The organism is Streptomyces flavochromogenes (genome assembly GCF_000717595.1).
Lineage (GTDB): Bacteria > Actinomycetota > Actinomycetes > Streptomycetales > Streptomycetaceae > Streptomyces > Streptomyces flavochromogenes.
The window spans coordinates 328,896-348,346 of sequence record NZ_JNZO01000006.1; the positions used below are offsets into that span (position 1 = coordinate 328,896).

Consider the following 19,451-nt stretch of genomic DNA (forward strand, 5'->3'; position numbering starts at 1 on the left):
CTCGTGTCTGCTTGCGCCCCTATGTACGGAGTACCCGTGTCTGAAGTCCGTGTGACCGTCCAGTCCGCCTCGGAAGCAGAGGAGAGGGCGGTGAGCGCGGGCACCACCGCCGGCGCCCTGTTCGCCGACGACCGCACCATCATCGCCGCCCGTGTGGCCGGCGAGCTGAAGGACCTGTCGTACGAGCTCGCCGACGGCGATGTCGTCGAGGGCGTGGAGATCTCCTCCCCGGACGGTCTCGACATCCTGCGCCACTCGACCGCGCACGTCATGGCCCAGGCCGTGCAGGAGCTCTTCCCCGAGGCCAAGCTGGGCATCGGCCCGCCGGTCCGGGACGGCTTCTACTACGACTTCGACGTCGAGAAGCCCTTCACTCCCGAGGACCTCAAGGTCATCGAGAAGAAGATGCAGGAGATCCAGAAGCGCGGCCAGCGTTTCGCCCGCCGTGTGGTGACCGACGAGGACGCCCGCGCCGAGCTGGCGGACGAGCCGTACAAGCTGGAGCTCATCGGCATCAAGGGCTCCGCGTCGACCGACGACGGCGCCGACGTCGAGGTGGGCGGCGGCGAGCTGACCATCTACGACAACATCGACGCCAAGACCGGCGACCTGTGCTGGAAGGACCTCTGCCGCGGTCCCCACCTGCCCACCACCCGGAACATCCCGGCGTTCAAGCTGATGCGCAACGCCGCCGCCTACTGGCGCGGCAGCGAGAAGAACCCGATGCTCCAGCGCATCTACGGCACCGCCTGGCCGTCGAAGGACGAGCTGAAGGCCCACCTCGACTTCCTCGCCGAGGCCGAGAAGCGCGACCACCGCAAGCTGGGCAACGAGCTCGACCTCTTCTCCATCCCGGACGAGATCGGCTCCGGCCTCGCCGTCTTCCACCCCAAGGGCGGCATCATCCGCCGGGTCATGGAGGACTACTCGCGCAAGCGCCACGAGGAGGAGGGCTACGAGTTCGTCTACTCGCCGCACGCCACCAAGGGCAAGCTGTTCGAGAAGTCGGGCCACCTGGACTGGTACGCCGAGGGCATGTACCCCCCCATGCAGCTCGACGAGGGCGTGGACTACTACCTCAAGCCCATGAACTGCCCGATGCACAACCTGATCTTCGACGCGCGCGGCCGTTCGTACCGTGAACTGCCGCTCCGTCTCTTCGAGTTCGGCACCGTGTACCGGTACGAGAAGTCGGGCGTCGTGCACGGCCTGACCCGGGCCCGCGGCTTCACCCAGGACGACGCGCACATCTACTGCACCAAGGAGCAGATGGCGGAGGAGCTCGACAAGACCCTCACCTTCGTCCTGAACCTCCTGCGCGACTACGGCCTGACCGACTTCTACCTGGAGCTGTCCACCAAGGACCCGGAGAAGTTCGTCGGCTCGGACGAGATCTGGGAGGAGGCCACCGCGGTCCTCCAGCAGGTCGCCGAGAAGCAGGGGCTCCCGCTGACCCCCGACCCGGGCGGCGCCGCGTTCTACGGCCCGAAGATCTCGGTGCAGGCACGCGACGCCATCGGCCGTACCTGGCAGATGTCGACCGTGCAGCTCGACTTCAACCTGCCGGAGCGCTTCGACCTGGAGTACACCGCCCCGGACGGCACCAAGCAGCGCCCGGTCATGATCCACCGCGCGCTGTTCGGCTCGATCGAGCGCTTCTTCGCCGTGCTCCTCGAGCACTACGCGGGCGCGATGCCGCCGTGGCTGGCGCCCGTCCAGGCGACCGGCATCCCGATCGGCGACGCGCACGTCGACTACCTGCACGAGTTCGCCGCCAAGGCGAAGAAGCAGGGCCTGCGGGTGGACGTCGACTCGTCCTCGGACCGGATGCAGAAGAAGATCCGCAACGCGCAGAAGCAGAAGGTTCCGTTCATGATCATCGCGGGTGACGAGGACATGGCCGCCGGCGCCGTCTCCTTCCGCTACCGCGACGGTTCGCAGGAGAACGGCATCCCCGTCGACGAGGCCATCGCCAAGATCGCCAAGATCGTCGAGGACCGCGTCCAGGTCTGACGGACCGCGAACGAGCTCAGGAGGCCCCCGGGGTACCGCCCGGGGGCCTCTTCTCGTCCTCCCGCGTGAACGTCTGGATCAGCCAGGACGAGAACGAACCCGTGACAGCCCCGATCAGAGCCACTCCGCACGCCATCATGCCCACCGCGATGAACCGGCCGGTCGTGGTCACCGGGGTGACGTCGCCGTAGCCGACCGTCGTCAGCGTCTCGGCGGCCCACCAGAGGGCGTCGCCGAACGTGCGGATCGTCGCCCCGGAGGCGGTGCGCTCGTGCTGGTAGACGCCGAGCGCGCCCGCGAAACCGAGCAGGCCGACCGTGAGGCTGCAGTAGGCCATGACGCGGGCGTAGAGGGTCAGGCGCGGCTTGTCGCGGCGGCGCTGGATCCGCTCGTAGATCCTCACCATCTGCAGCGGCCGCAGCAGCGGCAGCAGCAGCACGATGGTGCCCAGGAGATGCGCGCGGACGAAGCGCAGGGGACCGAGGCCGCTGAGCCGGAGCCGCACCACGTAGTCGACGATGAAGACGCCCCACGCCCCGAGCGTGACCGCCAGGCAGACGTCCAGCCAGACCTGGTCCATCCCGTGGGCGAGCACCCGCACCGTGTACCCGGCGAGGAAGACCAGGGATGCCACCGCGAGCGGCGTTTCCATGCGGCGGTCCCAGCGCTCCTGCTTCTCCGGCCTCGCGTCCATCGGATCAGCATGGCCGCTGAATGGATCTTCCGCCCCGGCGACACGTTCCGAACGGGCGACGCAATATGCTGCACAGCATGACGACTGAGCCGGAGCAGCAGATCGGAGTGGGGACGCGGGACGCGTTCCAGCGCCTGTGGACGCCTCATCGGATGGCGTACATCCAGGGCGAGAACAAGCCGACCGGGCCGGGCGCCGAGGACGGCTGTCCGTTCTGCTCGATCCCGGCGAAGTCGGACGAGGACGGTCTGGTGATCGCCCGCGGCCAGAGCGTGTACGCGGTCCTCAACCTGTACCCGTACAACGGCGGTCACCTCATGGTCGTCCCCTACCGTCACGTCGCCGACTACACGGACCTGGACGCGGCGGAGACGGCGGAGCTCGCCGAATTCACCAAGCGCGCCATGGTCGCGCTGCGGGCGGCCTCCGGCGCGCACGGCTTCAACATCGGCATGAACCAGGGCGCCGTCGCGGGCGCCGGGATCGCCGCCCATCTGCACCAGCACGTGGTGCCGCGCTGGGGCGGGGACATCAACTTCATGCCGGTCGTCGGGCACACCAAGGTGCTGCCGCAGCTCCTCGCGGACACCCGGAAGATGCTGGCCGACGCCTGGCCGGCCACCGTCTGATCCGCACGACGAAGGGCCCGGGTCACAGAAGTGGACCCGGGCCCTTCGCCGTGCGATCCGGTCACGGCCGTTGCCTGCGGGGGCCGTCACGGTCGTCGCCCGGCCCCCTCGCGTACGGCGCCCCGTCACGCGTCGTAGACGTCGGCCTTCTTGGGTCCTGGCTCCTGGATGCCGCCGCTGAGGACCAGCGAGCGGTTGGTGAAGCGCTCCGTGTCCACGTTGTGCTCGTCGAGGAACTTCAGGGTCGCGGAGTGGACCGCGCGCAGCACCGGCGTCGCCATCCGTATGGCGTCGTCGGCCATGAAGCGGTTCTTCCAGAGCGGACCGGCCCAGACGTGCCGCAGACCGAAGGGCTCGGGCAGGACCATCTTGCCGCCGAGGAACTCCAGGACCGGCGGGTACCAGGTGAGCGGGGCGCGCACCGCCAGCCGGACGATGTCGTCGGTGGTCAGCAGCGGCTGCTGGATCTCCTTCGTCTCCCAGAAGCGGACCGACTTGGAGACCTCCTTGGTCTTGGCCTTCGGCTTCGTGGTGAACAGGCCGTGCACGGGGCCGAGCGCGTGGCCGGTGACCTCGATCCTGAGCGTGTGGTGCAGCGAGGTCACCGTGACCATCATGGTGAGGACGAGGTTCCCGTCCCAGAGGGTGAACTGCACGCCGAGATAGTGACGGTTGCCGGCGCCGAACTGCTGGTCGTTGCAGATGCGCTGTATCTCGTGCGGCTTGACCTGGAAGTGCACGATGTTGTCGCCCTCGGGCCGGGTGACCTCGTCGGCTCCCTCGCCGACCGCGGAGACGACCCAGTGCTTGACGGTCGGCTTCGGGAAACCGGTCTTGAGGGAGCCGCGCTCCAGGAGCGTGAGCTGATCGTGGATCTTGCGGATGACGTCCCAGGCGCGGAAGTCGTGGATCTCCCGTCCGGCCACGGGGACGAGTTCCTCGGCGAGGGTCCAGCTGCCCCAGCGGGTGCCCAGACCGAGGATGCCCTTGGGCCCGGCGTAGAACGCGATGTTGGACTGCTGCTCGGCCGAGAGCTTCTCCAGGTTCAGCCGGAGCTCCTCCGCCGACTTCTCGCCCGGGTCCTGCGGAACGGACTTGGGCACCTGCGGACCGGCGCCACTGCCGCTCAGCAGACCCGTCCAGCGCTCCCGGAGGTCGACGGCGGACCGGTCGCAGATCCGGCGGGCCAGGAACCAGCCGATGACCGGCGCCACGAGCATGGCGCGCAGATAGTTCGGCAGGATCCCGTCGAAGGGCAGCTTGAGCAGCACGAGCGCGGTGAAGATCCCCGCCGCCCACAGCAGGACCGTGCCGACGACGCTCGTCCGCTTGTTCTCGGAGCCGGCGGCCAGGCGGCGCAGCTGGATGACACCGAGCCAGAGCAGCAGCCCGGGCAGGAAGAGGACGCCGCAGACGAAGGTGACCAGGGTCAGCCGGGCGTCGCGCCGGCGGCGGATGTGGGTGGCCGCGAGGCAGTGCTCGACGACCGGCTGCGGCTCGGCGCCGAAGGACTGGATGAGGGCCTTCCGTCCGCCGCCGAGCAGGCGGACCTGCACCGCGCGGGAGAAGGCCTCGCCGAGGTCGGGGCGGAAGAGCTTCTCCCATTTCCCGGCCTTGAGCGTCGTCTTGTAGAGGTCGTTGTCGGCCTGCTGGATCGTGTCGAGCGGGCTGTCGCGGTACGCGGCGGACGCGAGCGCGTTCGTCGCCCCCGTACCGCCGCCCGTGCCCATGAGGGGGACCTGCGCCCCGGGTCCGAAGCCATCGATCGCCACTGCCGCCCCCATCGCCGCGGTTACTTGTGCGGGCTGTTCCCAACTGCCGCGCCCCGCACACCTTCTGAGCTGGGCACCACAGCGTAACCGGGTACCGTCGTGTGCGTCACCGCCTGTGGATATCGAGGCCGAATGACGTTCGCCCGACAGGTGCCGGGCGAACGTTCACCGCTTCACTTCCCTGCCACTCCCTCAACCACGCGCCCTTTCAGGCCTGTTCGCGGACCTTCTCGGCGAGGTGCGAAGGCATCGGCTCGTGCCGGGCGTACGTACGGTCGAACCGGCCGGTGCCGTGCGACACGGAGCGCAGATCGATCGCGTACCGCCCGATCTCGATCTCCGGCACCTCGGCCCGGACCACGGTCCGCCCGGGACCGGCCTGGTCGGTGCCGACGACCCGGCCCCGCCGCCCCGACAGATCGCTCATCACGGGACCGACGTACTCGTCGGGCACCAGGACCTGGACCTCGGCCACCGGCTCCAGGAGGTGGACGGCGACCTCGGCCGCCGCCTCGCGCAGGGCGAGCGCCCCGGCCGTCTGGAACGCGGCGTCGGAGGAGTCCACCGAGTGGGCCTTGCCGTCCTTCAGGGTGACCCGGATGTCGACGAGCGGATAGCCGGCCGCGACACCGCGCGCGGCCTGGGCCCGTACGCCCTTCTCCACCGAGGGGATGAACTGCCGGGGGACCGCGCCGCCGACCACCTTGTCGACGAACTCGATGCCGCTGCCCGGCGGGAGCGGCTCCACCTCGATCTCGCAGATGGCGTACTGTCCGTGGCCGCCGGACTGCTTGACGTGCCGGCCCCGGCCCGCCGAGGCGCCGCCGAAGGTCTCGCGCAGCGACACCTTGTACGGCACGGCGTCGACCTGGACCCCGTACCGGCCGCGGAGGCGTTCGAGGACGACGTCCTGGTGGGCCTCGCCCAGGCACCACAGGACCACCTGCCGGGTGTCCTGGTTCTGTTCGAGGCGCAGCGTGGGGTCCTCGGCGACCAGCCGGGAGAGACCCTGGGAGAGGCGGTCCTCGTCGGCCTTGCCGTGGGCCTGGACGGCCAGCGGGAGCAGCGGCTCCGGCATGCTCCACGGCTCCATCAGCAGCGGATCGTCCTTCGCGGAGATCGTGTCGCCGGTCTCGGCGCGGCCCAGCCGGGCCACACAGGCGAGGTCCCCGGCGATGCAGTGCGCCATGGGCCTCTGCTGCTTGCCGAAGGGAGAGGTGAGGCCGCCGACCCGCTCGTCGACGTCGTGGTCCTCGTGACCCCGGTCGGCCAGGCCGTGACCGGAGACGTGGACGGTCTCGTCCGGACGCAGGGTGCCGGAGAAGACCCGGACCAGGGAGACCCGGCCCACATAGGGGTCGGCGGCGGTCTTCACGACCTCGGCGACGAGCGGACCGTCGGGGTCGCAGGTGAGGGGCGGACGGGGCTGCCCGTCCGGGGTGGTCACGGCGGGCGGCTCGTGCTCCAGGGGGGACGGGAAGCCGCCGGTGATGAGCTCCAGGAGTTCGAGGGTGCCCAGGCCCTGCGTACCGCCGTCGGCGGCGGGGGCGGCCGCGAGCACCGGGTGGAAGGCGCCCCGGGCGACGGCCTTCTCCAGGTCGTCGACGAGCGTCTTCACATCGATCGACTCGCCACCGAGGTAGCGGTCCATCAGGGTCTCGTCCTCGCTCTCGGCGATGATCCCCTCGATCAGCCGGGCACGGGCCTCCGCGATCAGCTCCCGCTGGGCCTCGTCGGGCGGGTTCTCCTGCCGTACCCCCGTCGAGTAGTCGAAGATCCGCTCCGAGAGCAGGCCGACCAGACCGGTCGCGGGCGCGTGCCCGTCGGCGCCCTCCTCGCCGCGCACCGGGAGGTAGAGGGGCAGGACGGCGTCCGGGTCGTCGTGGCCGAAGAGCGAGGCGCAGACCTCGGTGAGCTCGCCGAAGTCGGTGCGGGCGGTGTCGAGGTGGGTGACGACGATGGCGCGCGGCATGCCGACGGCGGCGCACTCCTCCCAGATCATCCGGGTGGAGGCGGCGACGGCGTCCGCCTCCTGGGCGGCCGAGACGACGAAGAGGGCCGCGTCCGCCGCTCGCAGACCGGCCCTCAGCTCCCCGACGAAGTCGGCGTACCCGGGGGTGTCGAGGAGGTTGATCTTGTACCCGTCCCAGCCGACCGGAACGAGGGAGAGCTGTACGGAGCGATGCTGGCGGTGCTCGATCTCGTCGTAGTCGGAGACGGTGCCGCCGTCCTCGACCCGGCCCGCGCGGTTGAGCGCCCCGGCGGTCTGCGCGAGCGCCTCGACCAGGGTCGTCTTGCCTGATCCGCTGTGGCCGACCAGCACCACGTTCCGTACGGCCGCGGGCCGGTCGGCCGTCAAAGCCCTGCCGGCGGCTCCGGCGGCCGTGTTCGCCTTGTCACCCATGATGTGTTCCTCCCGACTGCTCGCACGGTGCGGCGGGACGCGGGCGCGGGGGAGTGGTGTGTCGCGGTACGGCTCCGGCGGGTGCCCGCGGTGGTCCTTCGAGCTTTGCACCGACGCAAGGAGGCGTCCATACGTCGTACACGGGGAGGGCCGTCGTGGGGGACGCGGGCGTGACGGGGCGGGTGCCGCCCGTACGCCGGGGCGCGCGTGGCTACGATGGGTGAGCCGGTGGTCGTAGGGGCCGCGCGGCCCACCGAACCTCGGGAAGGCCATGCTGAACAAGTACGCGCGTGCATTTTTTACGCGTGTCCTCACACCGTTCGCCGCGTTTCTGCTCCGCAGGGGCGTCAGCCCCGACGCGGTCACGCTCATCGGCACGGCGGGAGTGATGGCCGGTGCACTGGTCTTCTTCCCGCGCGGGGAGTTCTTCTGGGGCACCATCGTCATCACGCTCTTCGTCTTCTCCGACCTCGTCGACGGCAACATGGCCCGGCAGGCGGGCATCTCCAGCCGCTGGGGAGCCTTCCTCGACTCGACGCTCGACCGGGTCGCCGACGGCGCCATCTTCGGTGGCTTCGCGCTCTGGTACGCGGGCAAGGGCGACGACAACGTGCTGTGCGCCGTGGCGATCTTCTGCCTGGCGAGCGGCCAGGTCGTCTCCTACACCAAGGCCCGAGGTGAATCGATTGGCCTGCCCGTCGCCGTCAACGGTCTGATCGAACGCGCCGAACGCCTGGTCATCTCGCTCGTCGCGGCCGGCCTCGCCGGGCTGCACACGTTCGGCGTGCCCGGGGTCGAGGTCCTGCTGCCGATCGCGCTGTGGATCGTGGCCGTCGGCAGCGCCGTCACGCTGGGCCAGCGTGTCGTGACCGTACGACGGGAATCGGCCGAGGCGGACGCCGCCGCGGCCGGTGGGAGCGGGGCGACGACATGAGCACGCTGAAGGACGGCACATCGAAGGACGGCATGCCCGGGGACGGAATGCCGGGCGGTGGCACGCCCGAGGGCGGCACCTCGGACGGCGGCACGTCGGACGGCGGCACGTCCACGGGCAGCACGCTGAAGGAACGACTGAGCGACGGGCTGTACGGCGTCGGCTGGGCGACCGTCAAGAAGCTGCCCGAGCCGGTGGCCGCCGGCCTCGGCCGGCGGATCGCCGACCTCACCTGGAAGCGCCGGGGCAAGAGCGTCCTGCGTCTCGAGGCCAACCTCGCGCGCGTGGTGCCCGACGCCACGCCCGAGCGGCTCGCCGAGCTGTCCAAGGCCGGCATGCGCTCGTACATGCGGTACTGGATGGAATCCTTCCGGCTGCCGACCTGGAGCAAGGAGCGGGTCGAGAGCGGGATAGACATCAAGGACGTCCACCACCTCCAGGAGGCGCTCGCCGCCGGGCGCGGGGTCGTCCTGGCCCTGCCGCACCTGGCGAACTGGGACCTCGCGGGCGTGTGGGTCACCCGCTGTCTCGGCGTACCGTTCACCACGGTCGCCGAGCGGCTCAAGCCGGAGACGCTGTACGACCGCTTCGTGGCCTACCGCGAGTCCCTCGGCATGGAGGTCCTCCCGCACACCGGGGGCTCCGCCTTCGGCACCCTGGCGCGGCGCCTGCGGGCGGGCGGCCTGGTCTGCCTGGTCGCCGACCGCGACCTGTCCGCCTCCGGCACCGAGGTGACGTTCTTCGGGGACACGGCGCGGATGCCGGCGGGACCGGCCATCCTCGCCCAGCAGACGGGCGCGCTGCTCCTGCCGGTGACGCTCTGGTACGACGAGACACCGGTCATGCGGGGGCGCATCCACGCGCCGATCGACGTACCCGAGTCGGGTACGCGGGCCGAGAAGACGTCCGTGATGACACAGGCGCTGGCCGACGCCTTCGCCACCGGCATCGCGGACCACCCGGAGGACTGGCACATGCTGCAGCGACTGTGGCTCGCTGACCTGGAGGAACGCCCGGAGCCCGGCGCGGCGGCCGGGACCGCGGGTACCGAGCGGGGCGGGGAGCGCACCGAGTGAAGATCGGGATCGTCTGCCCGTACTCGTGGGACGTGCCGGGCGGCGTCCAGTTCCACATCCGTGACCTCGCCGAGCACCTCGTCCGGCTCGGGCACGAGGTCTCCGTCCTCGCGCCCGCCGACGACGAGACCCCGCTGCCGCCGTACGTGGTGTCGGCCGGCCGGGCCGTCCCCGTGCCGTACAACGGCTCGGTGGCGCGGCTCAACTTCGGCTTCCTCTCGGCCGCGCGGGTGCGCCGCTGGCTGCACGACGGCACCTTCGACGTCGTCCACATCCACGAGCCGACCTCGCCGTCCCTCGGGCTGCTGACCTGCTGGGCCGCGCAGGGGCCGATCGTGGCCACCTTCCACACGTCGAACCCGCGCTCGCGGGCCATGATCGCCGCGTATCCGATCCTCCAGCCGGCGCTGGAGAAGATCAGCGCGCGGATCGCGGTGAGCGAGTACGCGCGGCGCACGCTGGTCGAGCACCTCGGCGGCGACGCCGTCGTCATCCCCAACGGGGTCGACGTGGACTTCTTCGCGCGCGCCGAACCGAAGAAGGAGTGGCAGGGCGAGACGCTCGGCTTCATCGGGCGCATCGACGAGCCGAGGAAGGGCCTGCCCGTCCTCATGCGGGCGCTGCCCAGGATCCTCACCGAGCGTCCCGGGGCGCGGCTCCTGGTCGCCGGGCGCGGGGACGAGGAGGAGGCGGTGGCCTCGCTGCCCCGGGAGATGCGCTCCCGGGTGGAGTTCCTCGGCATGGTCAGCGACGAGGACAAGGCACGTCTGCTGCGCAGTGTCGACGTGTACGTGGCGCCCAACACCGGCGGCGAGAGCTTCGGCATCATCCTCGTCGAGGCGCTGTCGGCGGGGGCGCCGGTCCTCGCCTCCGACCTGGACGCGTTCGCTCAGGTCCTGGACCAGGGGTCGGCGGGCGAACTCTTCGCCAACGAGGACGCGGACGCGCTGGCGGACGCGGCGATCCGCCTCCTCGGCGACGAGGAGCGCCGCGCGGAACTGAGCGTCCGGGGCTCGGCCCACGTCCGGCGCTTCGACTGGACGACGGTCGGCGCGGACATTCTGGCGGTCTACGAGACCGTGACGGACGGGGCGGCGGCGGTGGACACCGACGAACGAGTGGGCCTCCGCGCGAGACTGGGCCTGTAGCGCGCTCCCGGCCGCCGAGCCCGTGCCCCGGGCCCGGCGGCGGGCGCGACGCCTGGGCCGTCGCGGTTGTCGCGTCGGCTCCCGGGCAGGCTCGGCGCATGATCTCCGTCGACACCCTCGACCTCGGACACTTCACCCGCCCCGCCGCCGAGTGGGCCGGCCCCCACCCCCGTGTGGAGCCCGTTCTCGGTTATCTCGTGCGGCACCCCCGCGGCGCCCTCCTCTTCGACACCGGCATGGGCACCGGCTCCGCCGAGACCGACGCCCACTACCGGCCCGTCCGCAAGCCCCTCACCGTCGGCCCCGCGGACGTGGACACCGTCGTGAACTGCCACCTCCACTTCGACCACATCGGCGGCAACCAGCGCTTCCCCACCGTTCCCGTCCTCGTCCAGCGCACCGAGCTCGCCCTCGCCCGCGCCGGCGGGCACACCATCGACTCGCTGCTGCCCGGCGTCCGGTACGAGGAGCTCGACGGCGAGCACCAGATCGCTCCGGGCGTACGGATCGTGCCCACCCCCGGCCACACCGAGGGCCACCAGTCGCTCTTCCTCGACCACGGCGACCGCGTGACCGTCCTCGCGGGGCAGGCGTACGACTTCGCCCACGAGTTCGGCACTCCCCACCGGCCGTGGCTCGACCGGCTCGCCGAGCTCGCCGCGGGCCGGCCCGCGCGTGTCCTGTTCGCCCATGACCACGACCTTTGGGAAGGGGTGCTGCCGCCGCCCCGGTAGCCTTTCCGCCCGTGACCGAAACCCTGATCTGGACCGTCGTCGCGCTGATTCTCATCGGCGTCTATCTCAGCTGGACCGCCGGACGGCTCGACCGGCTGCACTCCCGTATCGACGCCGCCCGCGCGGCCCTGGACGCGCAGTTGCTGCGCCGGGCCTCGGTCACCCAGGAGTTGGCCACCTCCGGTGTCCTCGACCCCGCCGCCTCGATCGTGCTGTACGAGGCCGCGCACGCCGCACGGCAGGCCGAGGAGGACCACCGGGAGGTCGCCGAGAGCGAGTTGAGCCAGGCCCTGCGGGTGGTGTTCGGCGAGCCCGAGCAGGTGGAGCTCGTACGGGAGGCTCCGGGTGGCGAGGAGGCCGCGGAGGAGCTTGCCGCGTCCGTCCGCCGGGTGCCGATGGCCCGCCGTTTCCACAACGACGCCGTCCGCGCCGCCCGCGCCCTGCGGCGCCACCGTACGGTCCGCTGGTTCCGGCTCGCGGGCCACGCGCCCTTCCCGCTGGCCTTCGAAATGGACGACGAAGCGCCGGTGGCCCTTGCCGACCGCCCGGCCTGACGCTCTCAGCCTGCGAAAACGATCCACCGGGTCCACATTGGCCCTTGCTGTGGACTGCACGTGGACTGTTTCCTCGACCTAGTCGTCAACCCCTGTTGTCACGAGTGAGGTACCCGTGTCCACCACGCCTTCCGTTTCCCCCCAGTCCCCCGAGACCGGCACCGCCCGTGTGAAGCGCGGCATGGCCGAGCAGCTCAAGGGCGGCGTGATCATGGACGTGGTCAACGCCGAGCAGGCGAAGATCGCCGAGGACGCCGGCGCCGTGGCCGTCATGGCCCTGGAGCGGGTCCCCGCGGACATCCGCAAGGACGGCGGCGTGGCCCGCATGTCCGACCCGAACATGATCGAAGAGATCATCGGCGCGGTCTCCATCCCGGTCATGGCCAAGTCCCGCATCGGCCACTTCGTCGAGGCCCAGGTCCTGCAGTCCCTCGGTGTCGACTACATCGACGAGTCCGAGGTCCTCACCCCGGCCGACGAGGTCAACCACTCCGACAAGTGGGCCTTCACGACCCCCTTCGTCTGTGGCGCCACCAACCTGGGCGAGGCCCTGCGCCGTATCGCCGAGGGCGCGGCCATGATCCGCTCCAAGGGCGAGGCCGGCACCGGCAACGTCGTCGAGGCCGTCCGCCACCTGCGCCAGATCAAGAACGAGATCGCCAGGCTGCGCGGCTTCGACAACAACGAGCTGTTCGCCGCCGCCAAGGACCTGCGTGCGCCGTACGAGCTCGTCAAGGAGGTCGCCGAGCTCGGCAAGCTCCCGGTCGTGCTGTTCTCCGCCGGTGGCGTCGCCACCCCCGCCGACGCCGCGCTCATGCGCCAGCTCGGCGCCGAGGGCGTCTTCGTCGGCTCCGGCATCTTCAAGTCGGGCGACCCGGCCAAGCGCGCCGCCGCCATCGTGAAGGCCACCACCTTCTACGACGACCCGAAGATCATCGCGGACGCCTCCCGCAACCTGGGCGAGGCCATGGTCGGCATCAACTGCGACACCCTCCCCGAGTCCGAGCGCTACGCCAACCGCGGCTGGTAATCACTCATGAGCACACCCGTGATCGGTGTCCTGGCACTCCAGGGCGACGTACGGGAGCACCTGATCGCCCTGGCCGCGGCTGACGCCGTGGCCAGGCCGGTCCGGCGCCCCGAAGAGCTGGCCGAGATCGACGGTCTGGTCATCCCCGGCGGGGAGTCCACCACCATCTCCAAGCTGGCCGAGCTGTTCGGCATGGCGGAGCCGCTGCGCGAGCGCATCGCCGCCGGCCTGCCGGTCTACGGCACCTGCGCCGGTCTGATCATGCTCGCCGAGAAGATCCTCGACCCGCGTTCGGGCCAGGAGACCTTCGGCGGCATCGACATGATCGTCCGCCGTAACGCCTTCGGGCGACAGAACGAGTCCTTCGAGGCCGGTGTCACCGTCGCGGGCATCGAGGACGGCCCCGTCGAGGGCGTCTTCATCCGGGCCCCCTGGGTGGAGTCCGTCGGCGCCGAGGTCGAGATCCTGGCCGAGCACGAGGGCCACATCGTCGCCGTGCGACAGGGCCGGGTGCTCGCGACCTCGTTCCACCCGGAGCTCACCGGGGATCACCGCATTCACGCCCTGTTCGTCGACATGGTGCGCGCGGCAGGCTGATCCGATCCCGGTAGGATCTCTGGGGTTCGTTCAGAAATGGGTTACGCGAAGGAGACAGGCAGATGTCCGGCCACTCTAAATGGGCTACGACGAAGCACAAGAAGGCCGTGATCGACGCCAAGCGCGGCAAGCTCTTCGCGAAGCTGATCAAGAACATCGAGGTCGCGGCCCGCACGGGCGGCGCCGACCTGGACGGTAACCCGACGCTGTTCGACGCCGTCCAGAAGGCGAAGAAGCAGTCGGTCCCGAACAAGAACATCGACTCCGCGCTCAAGCGCGGAGCGGGTCTCGAGGCCGGTGGCGCCGACTACGCCACGATCATGTACGAGGGCTACGGCCCGAACGGTGTCGCGGTGCTCATCGAGTGCCTCACCGACAACCGCAACCGCGCCGCCTCCGACGTGCGCGTGGCCATGACCCGCAACGGCGGTTCCATGGCCGACCCGGGCTCGGTCTCGTACCTGTTCAACCGCAAGGGCGTCGTCGTGCTCCCCAAGGGCGAGCTGTCCGAGGACGACGTCCTGGAGACGGTGCTCGAAGCCGGCGCGGAGGAGGTCAACGACCTCGGTGACTCCTTCGAGATCATCAGCGAGGCCACCGACCTGGTCGCGGTCCGCACCGCCCTCCAGGAGGCCGGTATCGACTACGACTCCGCCGAGTCCAGCTTCGTTCCGACCATGCAGGTCGAGCTCGACGAAGAGGGCGCGCGCAAGATGTTCAAGCTGATCGACGCGCTGGAGGACAGCGACGACGTGCAGAACGTCTTCGCCAACTTCGACGTCAGCGACGAGGTCATGGAGAAGGTCGACGCCTGATCGCGGTCGTTGATCGCGGTCGTCGACCGAAGCGGTTCCGCAGCGGGCCGACGGGGACACACCCCCGTCGGCCCGCTGTCGTTCGTGCGGCGTTGTCGGTGGCAGCCGATAGCCTGCACAAACAGGTGAGCGAGGAGGGGGTGCGGCGTGCGTGTTCTCGGGGTGGACCCGGGTCTGACCCGGTGCGGCATCGGCGTCGTCGAGGGTGTCGCCGGGCGGCCCCTCACCATGCTCGGTGTGGGCGTGGTGCGGACGGCCGCGGACGACGACATCGGTGTGCGCCTCGTCGGCATCGAGCGCGGCATCGAGGAGTGGCTCGACCGCTTCTCGCCCGAACTCGTCGCGGTGGAGCGGGTGTTCAGCCAGCACAACGTGCGTACGGTGATGGGCACCGCCCAGGCGAGTGCCGTCGCCATGCTGTGCGCCTCGCGCCGCGGCATCCCCGTCGCCCTGCACACGCCCAGCGAGGTCAAGGCCGCGGTCACCGGCAGCGGACGGGCCGACAAGGCACAGGTCGGGGCCATGGTGACCCGGCTGCTCCGGCTCTCCGCCCCGCCCAAGCCGGCCGACGCCGCCGACGCCCTCGCCCTCGCCATCTGCCACATCTGGCGCGCCCCCGCCCAGAACCGTCTCCAGCAGGCCGTCGCCGAGAACCGTCTCCAGCAGGCGGTCGCCCGGCAGGCGGCCGCAGTGAAAGGCCGAACCCGATGATCGCCTTCGTCAGCGGCCCGGTCGCCGCGCTCGCCCCCACCACGGCCGTCATCGAGGTCGGCGGTGTGGGCATGGCCGTCCAGTGCACCCCGGGAACGCTCGCGGGACTGCGGATCGGCGAGGACGCCCGGCTCGCCACCTCCCTCGTCGTACGGGAGGACTCCCTCACCCTGTACGGCTTCGCGGAGGACGACGAGCGGCAGGTATTCGAGCTCCTCCAGACCGCCAGCGGCGTCGGCCCCCGCCTCGCCCAGGCCATGCTCGGGGTGCACAGCCCCGACGCCCTGCGCGTCGCCGTGTCCACCGGTGACGAGAAGGCCCTCATGGCCGTCCCCGGCATCGGCAAGAAGGGCGCGCAGAAACTCCTCCTCGAACTGAAGGACAAGCTCGGCGCGCCGCTCGGCAGCAGTGGCATGGTCGGCGCACAGCGGGCGGCGGCCTCCGGGCCCGCGCCGTGGACGGAGCAGCTGTCCGCCGCGCTCATCGGACTCGGCTACGCGTCGCGCGAGGCGGAGGAGGCGGTGGCGGCGGTGACGCCGCAGGCGGAGGAGGCGATCGCGGCGGGTGGCTCGGCGCCGGTGCCGCAGCTCCTGCGGGCGGCCCTGCAGTCCCTGAACCGCGCCCGCTGACGGGCCCCGCCGCGCGGGGGCGGGCCCTCCCCGCCCCGCCGCACAGACCACCGCACCACCACCGAGAAGGCAGAAGAACCGTGAACTGGGACGACGAGACCACCGGCGACGACGAGGCGCGCATCGTCGGGGCATCGGCCGAGGGCGACGACCAGGCCGTCGAGGCGGCTCTGCGGCCCAAGGACCTCAGTGAGTTCGTCGGCCAGGAGAAGGTCCGCCAGCAGCTCGACCTCGTCCTCAAGGCCGCCCGTCAGCGCGGCGCCACCGCCGACCACGTGCTGCTCTCCGGCGCACCCGGCCTCGGCAAGACCACCCTCTCGATGATCATCGCCGCCGAGATGAACGCGCCGATCCGCATCACCTCGGGACCCGCCATCCAGCACGCCGGCGACCTCGCCGCGATTCTCTCCTCCCTCCAGGAGGGCGAGATCCTCTTCCTCGACGAGATCCACCGGATGTCCCGGCCCGCCGAGGAGATGCTCTACATGGCGATGGAGGACTTCCGCGTCGACGTCATCGTCGGCAAGGGCCCCGGCGCCACCGCCATCCCGCTCGAACTGCCGCCGTTCACCCTGGTCGGCGCGACCACCCGGGCCGGACTCCTGCCGCCGCCGCTGCGCGACCGCTTCGGCTTCACCGGCCACATGGAGTTCTACGACCCGGCCGAGCTCCAGCGCGTGATCCACCGCTCGGCCGGACTCCTCGACGTCGAGATCGACCCGGCGGGCGCCGCCGAGATCGCCGGCCGGTCCCGCGGCACCCCCCGCATCGCCAACCGGCTGCTCCGCCGCGTCCGCGACTACGCGCAGGTCAGGGCCGACGGCGTCATCACCCGGGAGATCGCCGAGGCGGCCCTCAGCGTCTACGAGGTCGACGGCCGCGGCCTCGACCGGCTCGACCGCGCCGTCCTGGAGGCCCTGCTCAAGCTCTTCGGCGGCGGCCCGGTCGGTCTCTCCACGCTGGCCGTCGCGGTGGGGGAGGAGCGCGAGACCGTCGAGGAGGTCGCCGAACCCTTCCTCGTACGGGAGGGTCTGCTGGCCCGTACGCCCCGTGGTCGGGTCGCCACCCCAGCGGCATGGGCGCACCTCGGACTCGTTCCGCCGCAGGCAGCGGGCCCGGGGGCGGCCGGAAGCGGACAACAGGGGCTCTTCGGGGCGTGACGGTGCTGACACTCGCCCGGACAGGAACCGGGGTGCGATGCTGGACGTTGTTCAGTCGATGCGGACTCGCCTAGACTCCGCCGATGCCGCCCTTTCTGGTCGGCGCGCCCACCCCCGAAGATCAGGCCGCGGGTTCTCCGCGACCGTGCGAAGGAAACCCGTCCCGTGAGCATCGTGACCCTCCTCCCCTTCATCGTCCTCATCGGGGCCATGTTCCTGATGACCCGCTCTGCCAAGAAGAAGCAGCAGGCGGCGGCGCAGATGCGCAACGAGATGCAGCCCGGCACCGGCGTACGGACGATCGGGGGGATGTACGCCACCGTCAAGGAGATCGGCGACGAGACCGTCCTCCTCGAGGTCGCGCCCGGCGTGCACGCCGTCTACGCGAAGAACGCGATCGGCGCCGTCCTCGAGGACTCCGAGTACAACCGCATCGTCCACGGTGACGACGAGGACTCGGACTCCGACACCGTCGTCCCGGACGACGCCTCGTCGCTGACCGAGGCCGTCGAGGCCACGGAGACCGTCGAGGACGCGCCGAAGGCCGATCTGACGAAGAAGTCGGACGTGACCGACGCTGCGGAGGGCCAGAAGGACGGCAAGGCCGACGGCGAGACCGACGCGAAGTAGTCGCGGCCGAGGACACCGCGCACGCCCACCGGGCGTGCGCGTTTCTCGGAACGGTTCCACGTCTGCGGGGGAAGGTCCCCACACACACTTCGTGGCCGTCCCGCGCACACCCGGCGCGGGGCGGTTGGACAGGGAGATACGACAGGTGGCAGCACCGAAGAAGGGCCGAAGGCCGGCGGGGGGACAGAGCCGGCCGGGCCGCGCCCTGGCACTCATCCTGATCGCCATGGTCGCGCTCACCGGCGGAATGTTCTGGTCGGGGCACACCACCCCGCGCCTGGGCATCGACCTCGCCGGCGGTACGTCGATCACGCTCAAGGCCAAGGCTGATCCTGGCCAGGAGTCGGCGGTCAACGAGACCAACATGAACACCGCCGTCGGCATCATCGAGCGCCGTGTCAACGGCCTCGGCGTCTCCGAGGCCGAGGTCCAGACGCAGGGCAAAGAGAACATCATCGTCAACATCCCTCGCGGGACGAACGAGAAGCAGGCCCGGGAGCAGGTCGGTACCACCGCCCAGCTCTACTTCCGGCCGGTTCTCGCGGTGACGAACGGTGGACCCGCCGTGGCGCCCAGCGCCAGCTCCTCCGGCTCTCCCTCCGCCACGCCGAAGCCGTCCTCCTCCGCCTCCGGCTCGACCGTGGGCGAGAAGTCGGCCACGCCGACGGCCACCGGCTCCGCCCAGGGCCGCGCGCTCACCGAGGCCCTCAAGGCCCCGAGCCCCACCCCGACGCCGACCGGCAGCGCCTCCGCGAAGCCGAAGGCCACCGGTACCCCGTCGGCGACCCCGACGCCGGACGCCGCCACCGCGGCGCTCCAGCAGAAGTTCACCTCCCTGAACTGCCTCGACCCCAAGCAGCGCTCCGCCGCCGGCCAGGGCGTCCTGCCGACGCAGCCCACCGTGGCCTGTGGCGAGGACGAGCCGGGCGTGTGGTCGAAGTACCTCCTCGGCCCGGCCGAGGTGGACGGCCGTGACGTCGACGACGCCAAGGGCCAGCTCGACCAGCAGCGCGGCATGTGGATCGTCACCATGGACTTCACGGACGCGGGCTCGAAGAAGTTCCAGGCGATCACCAGCAAGCTGTCGGCGCAGGCCGACCCGCAGAACCGGTTCGCGATCGTCCTGGACGGCGAGGTCGTCTCGGCCCCGTCGGTGCGCCAGACGCTGAGCGCCAGCGCCGAGATCTCCGGCAACTTCAACCAGCAGTCGGCCCAGGACCTCGGCAACATCCTGTCGTACGGTGCCCTGCCCCTCACCTTCGAGACGCAGAGCGTCGACACGGTCACCGCCGCGCTCGGCGGCGAGCAGCTGGAGGCCGGTCTGATCGCCGGCGCCATCGGCCTCGCCCTGGTCATCATCTACCTGGTCGCCTACTACCGCGGCCTGTCGCTGATCGCCATCCTCAGCCTCGGCGTCTCCGCGCTGCTCACCTACGTGATCATGGCCCTGCTCGGCCCGGCCATCGGCTTCGCGCTGAACCTGCCGGCCGTCTGTGGCGCCATCGTCGCCATCGGTATCACCGCGGACTCGTTCATCGTGTACTTCGAGCGCATCCGTGACGAGCTCCGCGAGGGCCGTACGCTCCGCCCGGCCGTCGAGCGCGCCTGGCCGCGCGCCCGTCGCACCATCCTGGTCTCCGACTTCGTGTCGTTCCTGGCCGCGGCCGTGCTCTTCATCGTCACCGTCGGCAAGGTCCAGGGCTTCGCGTTCACGCTCGGCCTGACCACCCTGCTCGACGTCGTCGTGGTGTTCCTCTTCACCAAGCCGGTCATGACGCTCCTCGCGCGGACCAAGTTCTTCGGCGAGGGCCACGCCTGGTCCGGCCTCGACCCGAAGCGACTCGGCGCCAAGCCGCCGCTGCGCCGCACCCGTCGTGCCAATGCCTCTGTCGCTGGCCCTGTCGACCCGAAGGAGGCGTGA

General features: G+C 70.9%; 18 protein-coding genes. 15 read left to right on the plus strand and 3 right to left on the minus strand.

The genetic code is table 11. From position 1 onward, the window contains the following. Nucleotides 1-36: 36 nt before the first annotated feature. Entirely contained in the window at nt 37-2,013 is a 1,977-nt protein-coding gene (gene thrS, locus IF00_RS0109260; protein ID WP_030316210.1) for a threonine--tRNA ligase, read from the plus strand. Between the two features lie 16 nt (nt 2,014-2,029). Here the strand turns inward: thrS and IF00_RS0109265 are convergent, their stop codons facing one another. Then, complete coding sequence (locus IF00_RS0109265) at nt 2,030-2,707, minus strand: potassium channel family protein (RefSeq protein WP_030316212.1); 678 nt, start codon at nt 2,705-2,707, stop codon at nt 2,030-2,032. Between the two features lie 65 nt (nt 2,708-2,772). Between IF00_RS0109265 and IF00_RS0109270 the strand changes: the two genes are divergently transcribed. Beyond that, nucleotides 2,773-3,336, plus strand: a complete 564-nt coding sequence (locus tag IF00_RS0109270) for an HIT family protein (RefSeq protein WP_030316214.1) — start codon at nt 2,773-2,775, stop codon at nt 3,334-3,336. A 125-nt stretch (nt 3,337-3,461) separates the two neighbouring features. Here the strand turns inward: IF00_RS0109270 and IF00_RS0109275 are convergent, their stop codons facing one another. Both IF00_RS0109275 and IF00_RS0109280 read right to left on the minus strand, forming a co-directional pair. Then, nucleotides 3,462-5,120 carry a hypothetical protein gene (locus tag IF00_RS0109275; protein ID WP_030316216.1) on the minus strand — a complete coding sequence of 553 codons (1,659 nt, stop codon included), beginning with the start codon at nt 5,118-5,120 and terminating at the stop codon, nt 3,462-3,464. A 196-nt stretch (nt 5,121-5,316) separates the two neighbouring features. Beyond that, complete coding sequence (locus IF00_RS0109280; protein WP_030316218.1) at nt 5,317-7,512, minus strand: elongation factor G-like protein EF-G2; 2,196 nt, start codon at nt 7,510-7,512, stop codon at nt 5,317-5,319. A gap of 271 nt (nt 7,513-7,783) precedes the next feature. Between IF00_RS0109280 and pgsA the strand changes: the two genes are divergently transcribed. The 13 genes from pgsA (at nt 7,784) to secD (ending at nt 19,451) form a co-directional block, all read left to right on the plus strand. Then, complete coding sequence (gene pgsA, locus IF00_RS0109285; protein ID WP_030316221.1) at nt 7,784-8,446, plus strand: phosphatidylinositol phosphate synthase; 663 nt, start codon at nt 7,784-7,786, stop codon at nt 8,444-8,446. A gap of 125 nt (nt 8,447-8,571) precedes the next feature. Beyond that, nucleotides 8,572-9,522, plus strand: a complete 951-nt coding sequence (locus tag IF00_RS0109290; protein WP_030316223.1) for a phosphatidylinositol mannoside acyltransferase — start codon at nt 8,572-8,574, stop codon at nt 9,520-9,522. Next, a complete protein-coding gene (locus IF00_RS0109295; RefSeq protein ID WP_030316225.1) occupies nt 9,519-10,670 on the plus strand; it encodes a glycosyltransferase family 4 protein in 1,152 nt (383 codons plus the stop codon). The genes IF00_RS0109290 and IF00_RS0109295 overlap by 4 nt, the downstream gene beginning before the upstream one ends. 98 nt (nt 10,671-10,768) lie before the next feature. Further along, entirely contained in the window at nt 10,769-11,404 is a 636-nt protein-coding gene (locus IF00_RS0109300) for an N-acyl homoserine lactonase family protein (protein WP_030316226.1), read from the plus strand. A gap of 11 nt (nt 11,405-11,415) precedes the next feature. Beyond that, nucleotides 11,416-11,958, plus strand: a complete 543-nt coding sequence (locus IF00_RS0109305; protein WP_030316227.1) for a membrane protein — start codon at nt 11,416-11,418, stop codon at nt 11,956-11,958. Between the two features lie 115 nt (nt 11,959-12,073). Continuing rightward, the gene (gene pdxS / locus IF00_RS0109310; protein ID WP_030204560.1) at nt 12,074-12,988 is read left to right on the plus strand and encodes a pyridoxal 5'-phosphate synthase lyase subunit PdxS; all 915 of its coding nucleotides are present in this window, start codon (nt 12,074-12,076) and stop codon (nt 12,986-12,988) included. 6 nt (nt 12,989-12,994) lie between these two features. Next, nucleotides 12,995-13,585, plus strand: coding sequence for a pyridoxal 5'-phosphate synthase glutaminase subunit PdxT (pdxT, locus tag IF00_RS0109315; RefSeq protein WP_030316228.1), 591 nt, complete (start codon nt 12,995-12,997; stop codon nt 13,583-13,585). Nucleotides 13,586-13,647: 62 nt separating this feature from the next. After that, nucleotides 13,648-14,400, plus strand: coding sequence for a YebC/PmpR family DNA-binding transcriptional regulator (locus tag IF00_RS0109320; protein WP_030316229.1), 753 nt, complete (start codon nt 13,648-13,650; stop codon nt 14,398-14,400). A gap of 147 nt (nt 14,401-14,547) precedes the next feature. Next, complete coding sequence (gene ruvC / locus IF00_RS0109325) at nt 14,548-15,111, plus strand: crossover junction endodeoxyribonuclease RuvC (protein WP_030316231.1); 564 nt, start codon at nt 14,548-14,550, stop codon at nt 15,109-15,111. Beyond that, on the plus strand, nt 15,108-15,740 hold the full coding sequence (ruvA, locus tag IF00_RS0109330) for a Holliday junction branch migration protein RuvA (protein WP_030316233.1): 633 nt from the start codon (nt 15,108-15,110) through the stop codon (nt 15,738-15,740). Before ruvC ends, ruvA begins: the two co-directional genes overlap by 4 nt. Before the next feature lie 80 nt (nt 15,741-15,820). Continuing rightward, entirely contained in the window at nt 15,821-16,900 is a 1,080-nt protein-coding gene (gene ruvB, locus IF00_RS0109335; RefSeq protein WP_030316238.1) for a Holliday junction branch migration DNA helicase RuvB, read from the plus strand. 165 nt (nt 16,901-17,065) lie between these two features. Continuing rightward, nucleotides 17,066-17,530 carry a preprotein translocase subunit YajC gene (gene yajC, locus IF00_RS0109340; protein ID WP_030316240.1) on the plus strand — a complete coding sequence of 155 codons (465 nt, stop codon included), beginning with the start codon at nt 17,066-17,068 and terminating at the stop codon, nt 17,528-17,530. 145 nt (nt 17,531-17,675) lie between these two features. After that, nucleotides 17,676-19,451: a protein translocase subunit SecD gene (gene secD / locus IF00_RS0109345; protein WP_030316242.1), complete on the plus strand. Its 1,776-nt coding sequence runs from the start codon at nt 17,676-17,678 to the stop codon at nt 19,449-19,451.